The following is a 14,995-nucleotide window of genomic DNA, read 5'->3' on the forward strand; positions in this document are numbered from 1 at the left end:
AACAATATGTCCTCTATATATAATTGACTTAAAACACTGGACTTTTTTTAAAAATAAAAAAATCGTGTGGTAATTTCACGATGTTTATCAGGATTTTTTTTACTTGTTAATAAGATTATTTTGACTATTTTTTTAAAACTAATAAAAAACATTATTCTTTTAAAGAAAATTTTTTTATTTATGCAATAAAATGTCATTTTTTTATAGAGGAATTTTAACTAATATATGAAAATTATATTTATAACAAAAAAAACAATTACATGGAGGGATAATTGTGAGTTTAAAAATCCTTATTTCACCATCAAGATATGTTCAGGGTCCCGGAGCATTAAATTTTATAGGTGAACAAATCAAGCACTTAGGGAAAAAAGCTTTCGTAATCGGTGGAAAAACAGCAATTTCTCAGACAGAAGAAACAATCAAGAAAAGCTTATCTGAACAAAATATTGAATCTAAATTTGAACTTTTCAGAGGTGAATGCTGCGATAGTGAAATAAACAGACTAAAAGAAATTGCCTCCAATGAAAAATGCGATGTAGTCATTTCAGTTGGGGGTGGCAAAGTAATAGATACTGGTAAAGCACTTTCGGCTTTATTAAAGCTCCCTATAGTAATAGCTCCTACAATTGCAGCCACCGATGCGCCCTGTAGCGCTCTATCAGTTATTTATACTGAAGACGGTGTATTTGATAGATATTTTATACTTCCTAAAAATCCTGACCTTGTAATTTTAGACACCAGCATTATTGCTAAAGCCCCAGCAAGATTCCTGGTATCAGGTATGGGTGATGCCCTTGCAACCTGGTTTGAAGCCAATTCCTGCTATCAGTCGGCTTCCAAAAATATTCCTGGAGGTTATTCCACCGTTACAGCATTAAAATTAGCAAGACTTTGCTATGAACTATTATTGGAATACGGAGAACAGGCAAAAATGGCCGTTGAAAAAGGTGTAGTCACTCCTGCTGTAGAAAAAATAATAGAAGCCAATACATTATTGAGCGGAATAGGATTTGAAAGTTCAGGACTTGCAGCTGCTCATTCTGTTCATGATGGATTTACAATTCTGGAAGAAACTCATAAAATGTATCATGGTGAAAAGGTAGCATTTGGCACTCTTGTCCATTTAGTTTTAGAAGACCATCCCTGGGCAGAAATAAAAGAGGTTTTGGATTTCTGCGTTAAAGTAGGTCTACCAATCACATTAAAACAAATAGGTATAAATAATCCAGACCCTGAAAAAATAATGCAGGTAGCCAAAAAAACCTGCGAACCCGGTATGATGATACATAATATGCCTTTCCCAGTAACCCCTGAAATGGTATATAATGCAATATATGCAGCCGATGCAATTGGGCAAAAGTATCTTAATAAAGAAATATAATTATAATAGCCCGGTACACAGCTACCGGGCTATTAATTTTCTAAAATTCCTAAGTTTTTCCTGTAATCAGATGGGGTAATGCCTATTACTTTTTTAAATACCTTACTAAAATAATTTGGATCCTGATATCCTACTTTTTTTGCTACATCCGCCACTGATAAGGATGGATTTGAAAGATATTTTCTTGCTGATTCAATACGAACTCTCGTTATATATTCTGCATATGTACATCCTACCTCTTTTTTAAATAATCGGCTAAAGTATTCGGTGTTTACGTAAATCATTTTTGTTATTTCTTTTAATTTTAAGTCTTTATCATAATTCTCATTAATATACTTTACTACTCGGTCTACTATATTTATACTCTGATTATTTTTTTCACTTATAGAAAAAATGTCAATTAAAAAATTCTTGCCGCAAGAAGTTAAAGCTGAAACGGATTGTGCTTTTGACAGTTTCTTTAGATAACTAAAATATAGATGAGAGTTTTTTTCATCGATTAACCCCTTTTTTCGAACAGTTCTCCAAATCAATAGCATTATTTCCGCAAGTCTTGCCTGGCAGTAAAATAAGGATCCCTTGCTATGTTTTATTAAATCTCCCATAAATTCATTAAAAATTTTCAGAGCCTGCGAAAGATTTGCTAAATGGACACATTCCAGCAATTCATCTTCTTTTTTAAATTCAATATCCTCATTAATAGATGATAGTTCTTGTATCTCTTGCGGGCTTACAACTTTTCCGCCGAAGAAAAATCTTCCCAGCTGTGCGTTAACTTTCGCCTCCTGAAAAATCTTTCTATTTATATATCCTTCATTATTTTCTAAAATGCTAATTGTCACAAGTATTTCCATTTTTTGTTCAATATTATTCTGTATTAAGAATGCTATGTAATTAGGATCAATATTTTTGTTATTCATACCAACAATTATTGATTCTCCTAAATTCAATAGAAAAATATCTTCTTTGTCTTTCAAAATATCTTCTACAGTTTTCAAAACCTCATATCTTTCATATTCTGCCATTGATTGCGATTCATCTATTTCCGGTTCTATAATTAATATGGAATTGGGTAACGAATTAATATTTAGCATTTGAGCCTGCATTTTTAATACATTAATTTCCTCTTCAGAATTTACCTCTCCCATAATTAGAGCAGCTAAAATGCCTGCTTTTATCATTTTCTCAGCTTTTTTTATTGCTATTTTAAGTTCTTCTTCCCTTTGTATCTTTTCTTTTTCTTTTTCAAAAATTGAAAATAATTTTTTAAGAACTGCGACAAATTCTTCCGGTCTAATTGGTTTTAATAAATAATCCACACTCCCCAATTTCAGTGCTTCCTTTACAAAGTCAAGTTCATCATATGCAGTAATTATAATTATTTTAACATTATTAAGAATATTTTTTATTTCTTCAGAAGCTCTTAATCCATCCTTACCAGGCATCTTAATATCCATTAGTATAACATCTGGCTTGAGATTTTCAGCTTTCTCTAAAGCTTCAATGCCATTTTTTGCTTCTCCTACAACTTTAAAGGGTAATCCGGATCTTTCAATTATTAATGATAGCACTTCCCTTTCCAGAGGTTCATCATCACAAATTAAAACTTTATATTCCATAAAAAATTCACCTTTCTAAACATTTAGGTATTCTAACTGTAACTTTCGTTCCTAATCCAAGTTTACTTTCAATATTCAAACCATAAGCAGGACCAAAATACCTTTTTATTCTCAAATCCACATTATGAATACCGAGCCCTGTTGTATGCCCGTTTATAGCATCATTAGAGCTTTTTAGTATTTTTATCATTTTCTCCTCAATTCCCACTCCATCATCAGTTATTTCAATAATAATATCCGTATTTTTTTCGTAAACTAAAACATTTACAGATCCTGCTTCCTTTTTCTTTTCTAATCCATGAACAATAGCATTTTCTATTAACGGCTGCAAACTCATAACGGGGATTAAATACTTCTCTAATTCATCCGGCATTTGTATTGTAGCTTTGATATGATCTCTATACCTAATTTGTTGAATATATAAGTAATACTTAATACATGAAATCTCTTCTTTTAAGGTCACAAGCTGATCTAAATTTCTTAATGAGTAATGTAATAAATTTGCTAATGAATAAATGATCTCCGCAGTCTTATTGGCATTCTCAAGATAAGCAAGCCTTGCAGCTGTATTTAAAGTATTAAATAAAAAATGAGGATTTACCTGGGATTGTAATGCCTTTAATTCCAGTGACTTAATTGCATTCTCATATTCCGAACGCCTTCTGGTCTCTTCTAAAAGTCTTTCCTGGTAAAGTCTATTAATACCAAGCTCGATAATATAATTAGAGATAATATGTAACATTTCCCCAGCTGTATAAATATAATTTTCCGGCACTATTTCAATATCAAGGAAACTTTTTAAATATAAATCGGGGTCCAAACCAAATTCTAAAGCCCTTTTTCTGGCTCTAATTATTTTTTCTTCATCAGGTGGTTTCAGAAATACCTGCCCGCATAAAATATATCCAAGGCATTGGCCTTCTACCACCAATGGGGCCGCTAAATCCACGAGTTCACAATGGCAAACCGAAGTAGCAGGGCCACCTTTTTGCAAAGACAATCTGCCGAGCTTTGCATCCGATATATAACAATATTTTCTTCCTTTTTCCGTACTTCTAACCAGATTACAGTGATTCGTAAATTTACTCGGCGCAGTAATATTTACTCCATCTTTATCCGCAATAATCGCGGCAAGACCAGTAGCTTCCGAAAATTTTTTTAATATCTCTTCCAGCTTGTCCTTATCGATGACATCCTTTAATTTATATTTGGGCAAACCCGTCACCTCTTTAAATATATAATCAAACCAATTTTCTTAAATATTTTTATAATTTATAGCCTTTAATTCTACAAAAATCCCCGACATTCCTTCTAAATATATAAAAATAAAGGCCATCCCGCAATAATAAATTGCTAAGGATGGCGCAAAATCCTAATTTACCTGTGTTCATTTTTTTTCGCATTCACTGTATCACTATAATTATTTTTTATTTGATTTTCCTTCGGACGGTGCAACTCGCAGCAATCCATTTTTTTACCCGCGAATTCTTTTTCATTTGCTTTTGCCAAATTATCTAAAAACCTTTTAAACCATCCGGCCATAAAAGCCCTCCTTAAAATTTTAAGGCTTAAATTTTCTAAGCCTCAAGGCATTGGTTACAACGGAAACCGAACTGAAGGCCATTGCTCCCCCGGCTATCGCAGGGCTTAAATATCCCAGAGCGGCAAAGGGAATGCCGAGGGTATTATAGATAAATGCCCAGAAGAGGTTTTGTTTGATATTTCGCATGGTAGCACGGCTTAGCTTTATAGCCGTAACAATCCCTTTAAGGTCACCGCTCATAAGCGTTATATCCGCCGCCTCGATAGCCACGTCGGTACCGGTACCTATGGCTATTCCGACATCAGCCGCTGCCAGCGCCGGTGCATCGTTTATGCCGTCTCCAACCATTGCAGTAATTTTGCCCTGTTTCTTCAGCTTTTCCACTTCTTCGGCCTTATGCTCTGGAAGCACTTCTGCCATGACTTTATCTATTCCCACCTGTCGGGCTATAGCCCTGGCAGTGCGCTCGTTATCACCGGTTATCATCCATACTTCGATGCCCATTTTTTTCAACTCATCAATAACTTCTTTAGAATTTTCTTTTACCGTATCAGCTACTGCCAGAATACCTTCAACTATATCATCTACTGCCATTATCATTACCGTCTTACCCTCATTTTCAAGTTTTTCCATCAGCTCTTTAACACCTTCAAAAGAAATGCTTTTTGCCGTCATGAGCCTTCTGTTGCCAAGATAAACTTCTTTTCCTCTTATTTTTACATAAATTCCATGCCCCGGTATTGCCTCAAAATCTTCAGGATCGGAAAGTTCCATCCCTTTTTCCCTTGCCTTGGTTACTATCGCCTCGCCCAGCGGATGCTCGGAATTTTTCTCCGCTATCGCCGCAAATTTAAGAATTTCATCTTCCTTTAAATTTCCTACCGAAATTACATCCGTCACTTCAGGTTTTCCCTTGGTAATTGTGCCGGTCTTATCGAGAATCAATGCTTTTATCCTGTGGGCTCTTTCAAGATGTTCCCCGCCTTTAATAAGCACTCCGTATTCGGCACCTTTCCCGGTACCTACCATCACTGAGGTAGGAGTAGCAAGTCCAAGGGCACAGGGGCAAGCTATTACAAGAACCGATACCGCATTTATAAGGCCTGCGGTAAAATTATGGAAAACAAAATTCCAAACTGCAAAAGTCACTAAAGCAATAAATATTACCGCGGGAACAAAAACTCCTGCAATGCTATCCGCTAATTTTTGAATGGGCGCTTTTGAACCCTGGGCTTCCTCCACCAGTTTTACTATTTGTGAAAGCACGGTATCCTTGCCAACCTTGGTGGCTTTAAACTTGAAAGTGCCCATTTTGTTTATAGTAGCTCCTATTACTTGATCCCCCGCTTTTTTCTCTACGGGAATGCTTTCGCCGGTAATCATTGATTCGTCAACAGCAGAATAACCCTCTATAATAACACCATCCACCGGTATTTTTTCTCCTGGCCTTACTACAATTACATCGCCTACTTCCACCTGTTCCACTGGTATTTCTATTTCTTGATTATTTTTAATTACCTTGGCGGTTTTAGGCTGTAAACCCATCAATTTTCTTATCGCTTCCGAGGTCTTGCCTTTAGCTACTGCTTCCAAATATTTTCCCAGGGTAATTAGAGTAATAATAACGGCAGAGGCTTCAAAGTAAAGGTGGTTATGAATCTTTTCCATGGGAAGGACAAAAATGTTGTATAAGCTATAAAAATATGCGGCACTGGTACCCATTGCTATTAAAACATCCATATTTGCCGATCCGTTTTTTAGTGTATGGAAGGCTCCCCGGTAATATCTGTAGCCTATAATAAATTGCACGGGAGTAGCAAGTAATACTTGAAACCAGGGATTGTCAAGAATTCCTCCATGCCAGCCCATTACCCTGAATACCATGGAAAGTAGCAGTGGAGCGGTAAGTATGGAAGAAGTTATAACCAGTTTTCCTAAGGTGCTTATTTCCCTTTCTCTTTCCTGTCTTTCCCTGTCCTTATCTTTTTCTCTCTTTTCATAAGCATCATAGCCCAGGTCCCTGACAGTATTTATCAGGTTTTTTATTTCGGTAGCACCATCTAAGTACTCTACGACAGCGGTTTCTGCAGCAAAATTCACGGAAGCTTTAACTACTCCGGGAGCTTTTGCCAGAGCTTTTTCAATGCGCGCAGCACAGGAGGCGCAGTTCATATTTTTAAGGCCTAATTCAACCTTTGTGGATAAAACATCATAACCAAGATCCCTTATTTTCTGGATAAAATCTGCTATCGAAACCTCCCGGGGGTTATAAGTTATGCTTGCTTTTTCTGCTGCAAAGTTAATACTTGCTTCTTTCACCCCCGACATCTTTGAGAGGGCTTTTTCTATCCGTGCTGCACATGAGGCACAGGTCATCCCTTTTATTCTGATATTAATTTTTCTTTCTGCAACTTCCATATAGTCCCCTCCCGATTCATAGAGATATACCCTACCGGGGTATCATGTACTCATTATATTATTTTACCAAAAAAATGTCAACAATTAATGTCATATTTTGTTTTTTTCAGGATTTCCATTGGTGTTTCGGTTAAATTATTTCTTTTAGTGGCTCCATTTATTGAAATTCACAAATTCCTCACAAATACCCCCGTAAAAATTAAAGGGTTGACTTTTCAGTCAACCCTTAATTAATTATCTTAACTATTTTATTTTCATTTATTACTTTAATTTATCTTATTACAATCATATCCTTGGTGGCTTTATTCAACACCTCGCACCCGTTTTCGGTAACAACCACTATATCCTCCACCCTCATCCCGAACTTTCCTGGTATATATATTCCCGGCTCCACGCTAAAAGCCATTCCGCTTTTTAAAACAGTTTTATTTCCTTCCATAATGTAGGGAGCTTCGTGAACACCAAATCCTATTCCGTGTCCGACCCTGTTAAAGAAAAATTCCCCGTATCCTGCTTCTTTTATGACATTTCGTGCGGCCCGGTCCACCTCTTCGGCGGTAACTCCTTCCCTTACCGCTACTTCCCCTTTTATGTTTGCTTTCAGGACAATATCATATATTTTTCTTTGTTCTTCTGTAGGTTCTCCCACAAAATATGTCCTTGATATATCAGAACAAAATCCTCCTACCCGGCATCCAAAGTCCAAAATTATTACATCTTTTTCCTGAATCGTCCGGGAGTATTCATTATAGTGTGGCTTTGAACTGTTTGGCCCGGAGGCCACAATTGTTTCAAAAGCAAGTTCTTCTCCTCCAAATTCCAGAAGCATTTTTTCTACAATTTCTTTAATATCCTTTTCCGTCATCCCGGGTTTAATATATCCTGCAATTTTTTCTGCAACTTCATCGGCGACTGCCGCAGCTTTCTTTAATTTTTCTATTTCATCCCTGGTTTTTATTATTCTTAATTCTTCCATTAAGCGGGTGGCATTCAAAAAAGTTACATTTAAAACCCCGCTAATATCAATAATGTCTACCGCCCTTATCCCTCCGTTTACCCCAATCCTGAAATTATTTAATCCAAATTGTTCCTTTGCCTTTTCGATAGCCTTTAAAAAACCTTCGGAGTCTCCCCAGGAAATTACCGGGACATCTTCTCCAAGGGCTTCTTTCGATTCCTCTACACAAAGCTCCGGTGAAATGTAAAGGTAAAGGCCATTTTTTAGAAGGAATAATGCCTTAAACCTCTCGTCGCTTAAAGGGTTAAGTCCTGTCAGGTATTCCAGATCCGGTGAAGGGCCTATACAAAGGGCATCCAACCCTTCTTCTTTTATCATTTTAATAGCTTTTTTTATTTTTCCCTTTAAAATCAATTTTTTTCTCTCCTCTCACTTCTCACTCGGCGGTCTCCATTTCTTCATCAGCTTTAAAATGCTTTTGCATAGCATGGAGCACCAGCGATACAGCTATAACCCCGTAGGCCACGAAGGACCGGAAAAATTCTCCTATCTGAGGGTCTCCGAATAGATTCTTTCCGGCGTTAGGCGATACTATGAACAGGGTATGGAAAAGGATGGTCCCCAAAATGGCATTGCCGATAGTAGCTCTTGTAACCGTAGCGCCCCCTACGAGTATTGCCGCAACGGCAAACATTCCTACCTGTTCGTGGCTGCTGTAGGTTTGCAGGGTACCGATGTTCTGTAAAAATATTATCTGGCCCCAGGCGGCAAGAAGTGTAGAAATGGTAATGGCAATAAGCCTCGTCCTGTCCACATCTATTCCCGCAACTTCCGCCACGTGCATGTCCTGCCCCAAAGCCCGGAAATCCTGTCCCAGCTTGGTTTTCAAAATAAAACGGGTAAAAAGGCATAGCAATCCTATTAGGATAAAGGAAGCAAGGGGTAAATTTACACCCATAATTTTAACTTTCAAAAGGTCATCTAAAGCGTATTGGATTATTTTTAAGTCAATGGCGTTTTTAAGCCCCACTCCTCCGGGAAGTATGATTTCAGGATTTTTAATGGGTATAATCGTACCGACAAAGAGAAGAAAAACGAGCTGGTAAAGCCCCATAGCAAAAAAACCCAGAATAAGGCTTGTTATCATTTCCTTGCCTTTGGTTTTGTTTAATATCTTCCCCGTGCCGTAGCCAAATAAAAGGGCAAAGGGTATTGAAATAAGAGCTGCAAGGAAAAGCCCCGCAATCCCCTTAACATTCAAAACCTTTATCGCAATCAGTCCGATTTGCCCCGCCATAGCACCCACCACAAGGGCGAAATTAAGTCCCATACCCGCTACTACAGGAATAATTAATGAGAGCACCAAAAAAAGGTTTCTGTCCAAACGGTTCACTATTTCATTTAAGATATAGTTAATACTTAACTTTGATGCTATTACTCCTCCGATACAGATTATTAAAAACAAGAAAGGAACCGAATTATTCTTTATAAACCTCAAAATCTTGCTTGAAAAATGGTTTTTATTCATTTCAATCGTTCCCTCCTACCTTTGTCAATGCGTATAATATTACTCCGTTACTTACTATTATCCTTACTACTTCCGATAAATTACCTTCCGGCATCATTTTGTTTATAACGGGAAGGGCAATTGTCAACAATGCCTGAAAAAGGATAACCCCGGAAATTACGTTGGAAATACTGGCTTTTCTTGCGGTAGCACCTCCGATCAGTATTGCAGATATTGCCGCAAAAGGCATCATTAAAGGACCCGTGTATAACTGAAAAAACCCGTAGCTTTGAGCATATACCAGGATACCTATGCCGCCGAGGACCATGGAAAGTATCGTACCAATAGTTCTCTGCCTGTCCACATCTATTCCCGAAGCTTTTGCGAAAATAGGATTGCTCCCGGCAGCCATCATGGCGATACCGGTCCTGGATTTTAAAAACAGCCACATCAAAAAACAGCATAATGCGAAAAATAATAGGGTTCCCAGCGGAAGGTCAAGGCCGGGAATTTTTATCAGCCGGTCCAGTACTTTGTCGTATTTCCCCGCAAGGGTAATGGTGGTCCTCAAACCTTTTCCTCCTATTGCCCATACCATTTCGGGATTTTTGAAAGGTAGTAAAAGCCAGGCTATACACATAACCGAAACTACTGAAAATCCCATATAAGTCCCTACGGTCATTTCATCGCCCTTTACCCGGTTTAATAGCATTGCATATAAATATCCGGCTATCACAGATAACGGTATGGAAAGCAGCACAGCAGTCAGAAATCCCTTTAGACCTATTATATTCATTTCAATGGTAATACAGCCCGCTAAGATTCCGCAAACTATACCTATGGAAAGGGCAAAGTTCAGACCGGTACCAGAAACTATGCTGGGCACCATTGCCAGTACCAGAACGCTGTTCATTCCTATTCTCACCAGGGAATCCCTCAGTAACCCGTAAATATTTTGCTTTTGAATAATCGCTATTACCAATAATACCAGCAGAAGAATTGAAATGAACACCTTTGGATAACCGTATCTATCAATGAGTTTTTTCCACAAACCCTTCATCTCGTTGCCTCCTTTGAATGGGAACTGTATTCTCCTGCCATCATTAAACCAAAATCCGTATCCGAATCATAAGGACTTAAAATACCCTCAATTTTCCCCTCATAGACAATGGCTATGCGGTCGCAAATAGAGCGAAGCTCCCCCAACTCGCTGGAGGTCATTATAATTGTCATTCCTTTTTCTTCATTTAATTTAACCAAAAGATCCAGCACAAGCTTTTTGGCTCCTACATCTATTCCTCTCGTGGGTTCCGAGACAAATAATATATCCGGTTCTAAGGCCAAAGCTTTTGCAATACATACCTTCTGTTGGTTTCCGCCGCTCAGCCTCCGGGTAATCTGATCCGGCCCGGTACATCTGATATCCAGTTCCTTTATATACATTAATGCGTTTTCTCTCACACTTTTTTCATCCAAAAGCTTTGTCCCGAAAAAGTTCTTTAAGAATTTGCCTTTTACCTGCATTGCCCCAATGGCAATATTTAATTCTATTGACTCATCCAGCATTAACCCCACGCCTCTTCTATCTTCAGAAACAAAGGCAAGACCGTTTTCCATAGCTTTTCTTGGGTTGTTCAGCTCTATTTTCTTTCCGTTTTTATATACCTCACCTTTTGCCCGGTAAAGTCCCATTATACCGTTGGCTATGCCGATTTTCCCCTGTCCGGCCAGGCCTCCAATCCCCAGAATTTCACCTTTTTTTACATCCAGATTAACTCCCCTTACAACCTCTCCCGGCATATCCACATAAAGATTTCTTATGGAAAGTATTACCCCCTGCTCGGTTTCTTTGGATTTTTTCTTTTCGACCCTTTCCACTTTCCTGCCTACCATAAGCTGGGCTATTTTCTCGACGGTAGCTTCATCTTTATTCATTTCACCGACCTTTTCTCCATCCCTTAAAACCGTTATCCTTTCTGCTACTGCCATTACTTCATTGAGTCTGTGAGTGATAAAAAGTATTCCTATGCCCTTTGAAGAAATTATTCTCATAGCCTGCAGGAGCTTTTCAGCTTCACTTTCGGTCAATACCGCAGTAGGTTCATCGAAAATCAAAAGTTTAACATTTCTCTTATCTATCTCCCTTGCGATTTCTACAAACTGCATATAACCCACAGGAAGCCCGGCTATTGGCAGCCATTCATCCACAGTCATCCCGAGTTCCGAAAGGGCTTTTTTAGAATCCCTTCTCATTGCTTCCACATCCAGGGTTTTCAATCTTGGTCCGAAGATTTTGCTCACCGCATTGTCCTTTAATATTTCCCTGTTGAGTTTTATATTTTCCGTAATGGTAAAACCGGGAAGAAGCATAAATTCCTGGTGTACCATTCCTATGCCCAGTTCCATGGCATCCCTTGGAGACCTAATCTTTACCGGGTTACCGTTAAAAATTATTTCCCCGTTAAATCCTCCGGTATTAAAAATCACAGGCATCCCGAAAATTATGTTCATCAGGGTAGATTTTCCGGCTCCATTTTCTCCTACCAGGGCATGGATTTCCCCGGGCTTTACCGAGAGGCTAACACCCTTTAAAACCCTGTTCCCGAAATATTCTTTTTCTATATTCTTAAGTTCAATTACATATTGTGTTCCGTTATTTTCTACCATAATTCCTTCACCTCTTTAAACTAAAAAAATAAAAAAAAGTATTATTAAAAGATTGCCGCCTTTTGGCGGCAATCTTTATAAAATTCTCTATATATTAGAAAGTTATATAATCGCTCAAAATCATGTAGAAGTTTTCATGCTTAATTTCTTTACCATCAGCACCTTTTTCTACGTAATTTCCTATGTCAATCTTCGCACCTTTTGATACCTCTTCAAAGCATTTCTTTAAAGCTTCAGGATCATTCTTGTCCTTTAATTTTCCTTCCGCATAGAGTTTTGCATATTCTACCGCGGCCGCTGCCATTAACATACCTGCGGGTATCGGCCACGTGGAGAACCTTCCGGTTCCACCTTTTTCAGCAATTTTTGCTTTGATCTGCTGAATCACGTAATCCACATCACCGGCTTTGTCGGGCGGAATATTAATTCCAAGAGCTGTGGGATAGCCGTGGAAGGGGCTCGGGCAGCACTGCTGGACCACCATAGCTCCCTGCTCTAAAGCAGTCTTAATCAAGGGTTCCTGCATACCGCAGTTGGTGCTGAAGAAAACGGTATCCTTACCGTATTCCTTCACTTTTCTCGGAATATCTTCAATTATAAACTGCTGAGCTCCGGGCAGTCCGGCATCGCCGGTGGGATCGGGAGCAGTAGCATCTACGAATTTAATACCGGCCTTCGCACATTCTTCCTTCAATATGTCTCTCCTTCTGGCAAGGAGCGGATAGGACATATGTCTGGGGAAGGAATAATGTACAAATACCTTTGCTCCAAATTTCTTTGCCTGTTCTACCATTTTGTAACCCATGGCAAGTTCATCCGCCTGAATTACTACATCAGCTTTCGTGCCGATTATATCCTGTTCGGCAGGGGTAATAGCTATTAACAGTACATCCGGCCTTTGCTGCTTAATTTTTTCGAAAGCTGCTGCAGCACCGGGCACCGCTTGATTCATAATAAGTGCTTTAACATTGGGATCGGAAACCAGAGCCACTGCGTTGGCTATTAAAGTTTCCTGTTCTTTCATGAAGTTGTCGGGCATGGTCTGGGTAACGATAATGTCAGGGTATTTCTTCTGAGCCTGTTCGGCTGATCTGAATTCCTCTTCGTTCTGGGATACGGTGTTGGTGTACATGGCTATTTTATAAGATGGTTTTTGTTGTTGCTGCTGCTGTTGATTATTGGTATTTGACGAACTTTGATTTCCCGTACTGCCGCAGGCCACCAGGCCAAGACAGGTGACCGCAATCAATAAAAGGGCAATTATCTTTCTAAACACCGGTGAATTCCTCCTTTGATTAAAAAATATTGTTTAAATTTTGAATTAAAATTTTTCCCCCCTTCACCTCCCGGGATTTTCCAATAATGTGATAAAAATTTGATGAAATTGTGATGATAAAATTATATTCTACAAAAATAAAAAATTTCCTTTTTTTTAATGACATTTTATAAATATTGTATTTTCTGTATATCTTAATTAATTTAATTTATTAATTTAAGAAAACCGAGTATCACAAATATTATCGCCGGGAAAATGTAATTTTCTTTATCTTCATACCTTCTGTAAAATCTGTTTCCGATCAAATATCCTCCTCTTAGAAATAAAAATTCTACCCCGGTTATCAAAAGGCTCGTTCTTAGAATTGAAAAACCCGATGTAGCCGCACCAACTCCTGCAGCCGCTGCATCTAAAGCCAGTGCAATACCCAGAAAAATCGATTCTTTTATATCAATCTCTCCGGATACATTTAAATCGGCGGATTCGGGCTCCTTTAATATTTTTATTACTAAACCGAGAGGTTTTATGCTAAGGGTCGCTATGGTATCTCCCGAATATTTTTTTAAAGTTGCCTTAAAAAAGTAGGTACAGGCGATGGCAAAAAAAATAAAGCTGCCCAGATACTCTATAAATTTTTCGGGTAAAAGGAAACAAAGCCCCTTTCCCAAAAGCATTGATATAAAAAATACGTTACCTGAAAAAAGGGCAATCACTGCCTGAGAAAAAACCGGGATTTTGATATTTCTTATACCGTAAATAATCCCAAAACTCAAACTGTCCATGCTTACCGCTATTGCAAGCAATACAACCATTGCAAGATTAAACATTTCTTTTCACTCCTCTTGTTTCTTCCGCCTTTCTTACCTCTTCTTCTAAGAGTTCCCAGATGGTCTTATAAAGTTCGTTATAATGAGGAGATGTTCTGAGCCTCAATAACTCCCTGGGTCTTTCAATATCCACCCTCAATTTCGCTTTTATTCTTCCCGGATGAGCCGTCATCACCACTATTCTGTCCCCCAAAAACAATGCTTCATCTATGCTGTGGGTTATGAAAATAGTGGTTTTTTCGCTTCCTTCCCATATCCTGAGCAATTCCTGCTGAAGTATTAGCCGGTTTTGCTCATCCAGAGCTCCAAACGGTTCATCCATCAAAAGTATATCCGGATCGCTGACAAAAGCCCTTGCCACATTTACCCTCTGCTTCATCCCGCCGGAAATCTGGTGAGGGTAATAATCGGCAAATTTTGTTAAACCCATTTTTTCAAGAAATTCCAGGGCCTTCTCCCGCCTCTGCTTTTTATCTACTCCTTTTATTTTTAAACCGTATTCCACATTTTCAATAACGCTCATCCACGGAAAAAGAGATTCTCCCTGAAAAACCATAGAGGTAATTAGCCCTCCGGGATTTTTGGGTTTAATATATATTTTGCCTTCCGTTTGCTTTTCAAGCCCTGCCAGGATTCTAAGAAGGGTTGTTTTTCCGCATCCGGAAGGCCCAACAATGCATAAAAATTCGCCGTCAATTATCGAAAGGTTAATATTTTTAAGAGCCGTTAAATTTGATTTTTTATTTTTGAAGGTTTTGGTCAGTTTCTCAATCTTTATAATTTCTTCCGGGAGCATTTT

12 protein-coding genes are annotated in these 14,995 nt (G+C 38.4%); 1 reads left to right on the forward strand and 11 read right to left on the reverse strand.

What is annotated here, in order from left to right; all coding sequences use genetic code 11:
- Nucleotides 1-274 precede the first annotated feature (274 nt).
- The gene (locus ACPLOV_RS01360) at nt 275-1,381 is read left to right on the forward strand and encodes a glycerol dehydrogenase (RefSeq protein ID WP_424910389.1); all 1,107 of its coding nucleotides are present in this window, start codon (nt 275-277) and stop codon (nt 1,379-1,381) included.
- 32 nt (nt 1,382-1,413) lie between these two features.
- On the opposite strand, the gene ACPLOV_RS01365 is transcribed toward ACPLOV_RS01360, so the two are convergent.
- The 11 genes from ACPLOV_RS01365 to ACPLOV_RS01415 form a co-directional block, all read right to left on the reverse strand.
- The gene (locus ACPLOV_RS01365) at nt 1,414-3,000 is read right to left on the reverse strand and encodes a response regulator transcription factor (protein ID WP_424910390.1); all 1,587 of its coding nucleotides are present in this window, start codon (nt 2,998-3,000) and stop codon (nt 1,414-1,416) included.
- Between the two features lie 7 nt (nt 3,001-3,007).
- Nucleotides 3,008-4,225, reverse strand: coding sequence for a sensor histidine kinase (locus ACPLOV_RS01370; RefSeq protein ID WP_424910391.1), 1,218 nt, complete (start codon nt 4,223-4,225; stop codon nt 3,008-3,010).
- Between the two features lie 152 nt (nt 4,226-4,377).
- Nucleotides 4,378-4,542, reverse strand: coding sequence for an LDCC motif putative metal-binding protein (locus tag ACPLOV_RS01375; protein ID WP_424910392.1), 165 nt, complete (start codon nt 4,540-4,542; stop codon nt 4,378-4,380).
- A 19-nt stretch (nt 4,543-4,561) separates the two neighbouring features.
- Nucleotides 4,562-6,961 carry a heavy metal translocating P-type ATPase gene (locus ACPLOV_RS01380; protein WP_424910393.1) on the reverse strand — a complete coding sequence of 800 codons (2,400 nt, stop codon included), beginning with the start codon at nt 6,959-6,961 and terminating at the stop codon, nt 4,562-4,564.
- A 271-nt stretch (nt 6,962-7,232) separates the two neighbouring features.
- The gene (locus ACPLOV_RS01385; protein WP_424910394.1) at nt 7,233-8,333 is read right to left on the reverse strand and encodes a M24 family metallopeptidase; all 1,101 of its coding nucleotides are present in this window, start codon (nt 8,331-8,333) and stop codon (nt 7,233-7,235) included.
- Nucleotides 8,334-8,355: 22 nt separating this feature from the next.
- Nucleotides 8,356-9,447: an ABC transporter permease subunit gene (locus ACPLOV_RS01390; protein WP_424910395.1), complete on the reverse strand. Its 1,092-nt coding sequence runs from the start codon at nt 9,445-9,447 to the stop codon at nt 8,356-8,358.
- Nucleotide 9,448: 1 nt separating this feature from the next.
- Nucleotides 9,449-10,486 carry an ABC transporter permease subunit gene (locus tag ACPLOV_RS01395; RefSeq protein WP_424909778.1) on the reverse strand — a complete coding sequence of 346 codons (1,038 nt, stop codon included), beginning with the start codon at nt 10,484-10,486 and terminating at the stop codon, nt 9,449-9,451.
- On the reverse strand, nt 10,483-12,093 hold the full coding sequence (locus tag ACPLOV_RS01400) for a sugar ABC transporter ATP-binding protein (RefSeq protein ID WP_424910396.1): 1,611 nt from the start codon (nt 12,091-12,093) through the stop codon (nt 10,483-10,485). The genes ACPLOV_RS01395 and ACPLOV_RS01400 overlap by 4 nt, the downstream gene beginning before the upstream one ends.
- 94 nt (nt 12,094-12,187) lie before the next feature.
- Nucleotides 12,188-13,369 (reverse strand): DUF3798 domain-containing protein, encoded by a 1,182-nt coding sequence (locus ACPLOV_RS01405; protein WP_424909780.1) that lies wholly within the window; start codon nt 13,367-13,369, stop codon nt 12,188-12,190.
- Between the two features lie 203 nt (nt 13,370-13,572).
- Nucleotides 13,573-14,196: a sporulation membrane protein YtaF gene (ytaF, locus tag ACPLOV_RS01410; protein WP_424910397.1), complete on the reverse strand. Its 624-nt coding sequence runs from the start codon at nt 14,194-14,196 to the stop codon at nt 13,573-13,575.
- The gene (locus ACPLOV_RS01415) at nt 14,189-14,992 is read right to left on the reverse strand and encodes an ABC transporter ATP-binding protein (protein WP_424910398.1); all 804 of its coding nucleotides are present in this window, start codon (nt 14,990-14,992) and stop codon (nt 14,189-14,191) included. The genes ytaF and ACPLOV_RS01415 overlap by 8 nt, the downstream gene beginning before the upstream one ends.
- Nucleotides 14,993-14,995 lie beyond the last annotated feature (3 nt).

This window comes from Thermovenabulum sp. (assembly GCF_049723235.1).
Lineage (GTDB): Bacteria > Bacillota > Thermosediminibacteria > Thermosediminibacterales > Thermosediminibacteraceae > Thermovenabulum.

Excerpts from the sequence above, each read along its gene's own strand:
- ACPLOV_RS01365 (WP_424910390.1), bottom strand. The coding sequence starts at position 3,000 with ATGGAATATAAAGTTTTAATTTGTGATGATGAACCTCTGGAAAGGGAA.
- ACPLOV_RS01375 (WP_424910392.1), bottom strand. The coding sequence starts at position 4,542 with ATGGCCGGATGGTTTAAAAGGTTTTTAGATAATTTGGCAAAAGCAAAT.
- ACPLOV_RS01380 (WP_424910393.1), bottom strand. The coding sequence starts at position 6,961 with ATGGAAGTTGCAGAAAGAAAAATTAATATCAGAATAAAAGGGATGACC.
- ACPLOV_RS01390 (WP_424910395.1), bottom strand. The coding sequence starts at position 9,447 with ATGAATAAAAACCATTTTTCAAGCAAGATTTTGAGGTTTATAAAGAAT.
- ACPLOV_RS01395 (WP_424909778.1), bottom strand. The coding sequence starts at position 10,486 with ATGAAGGGTTTGTGGAAAAAACTCATTGATAGATACGGTTATCCAAAG.
- ACPLOV_RS01400 (WP_424910396.1), bottom strand. The coding sequence starts at position 12,093 with ATGGTAGAAAATAACGGAACACAATATGTAATTGAACTTAAGAATATA.
- ytaF (WP_424910397.1), bottom strand. The coding sequence starts at position 14,196 with ATGTTTAATCTTGCAATGGTTGTATTGCTTGCAATAGCGGTAAGCATG.
- ACPLOV_RS01415 (WP_424910398.1), bottom strand. The coding sequence starts at position 14,992 with ATGCTCCCGGAAGAAATTATAAAGATTGAGAAACTGACCAAAACCTTC.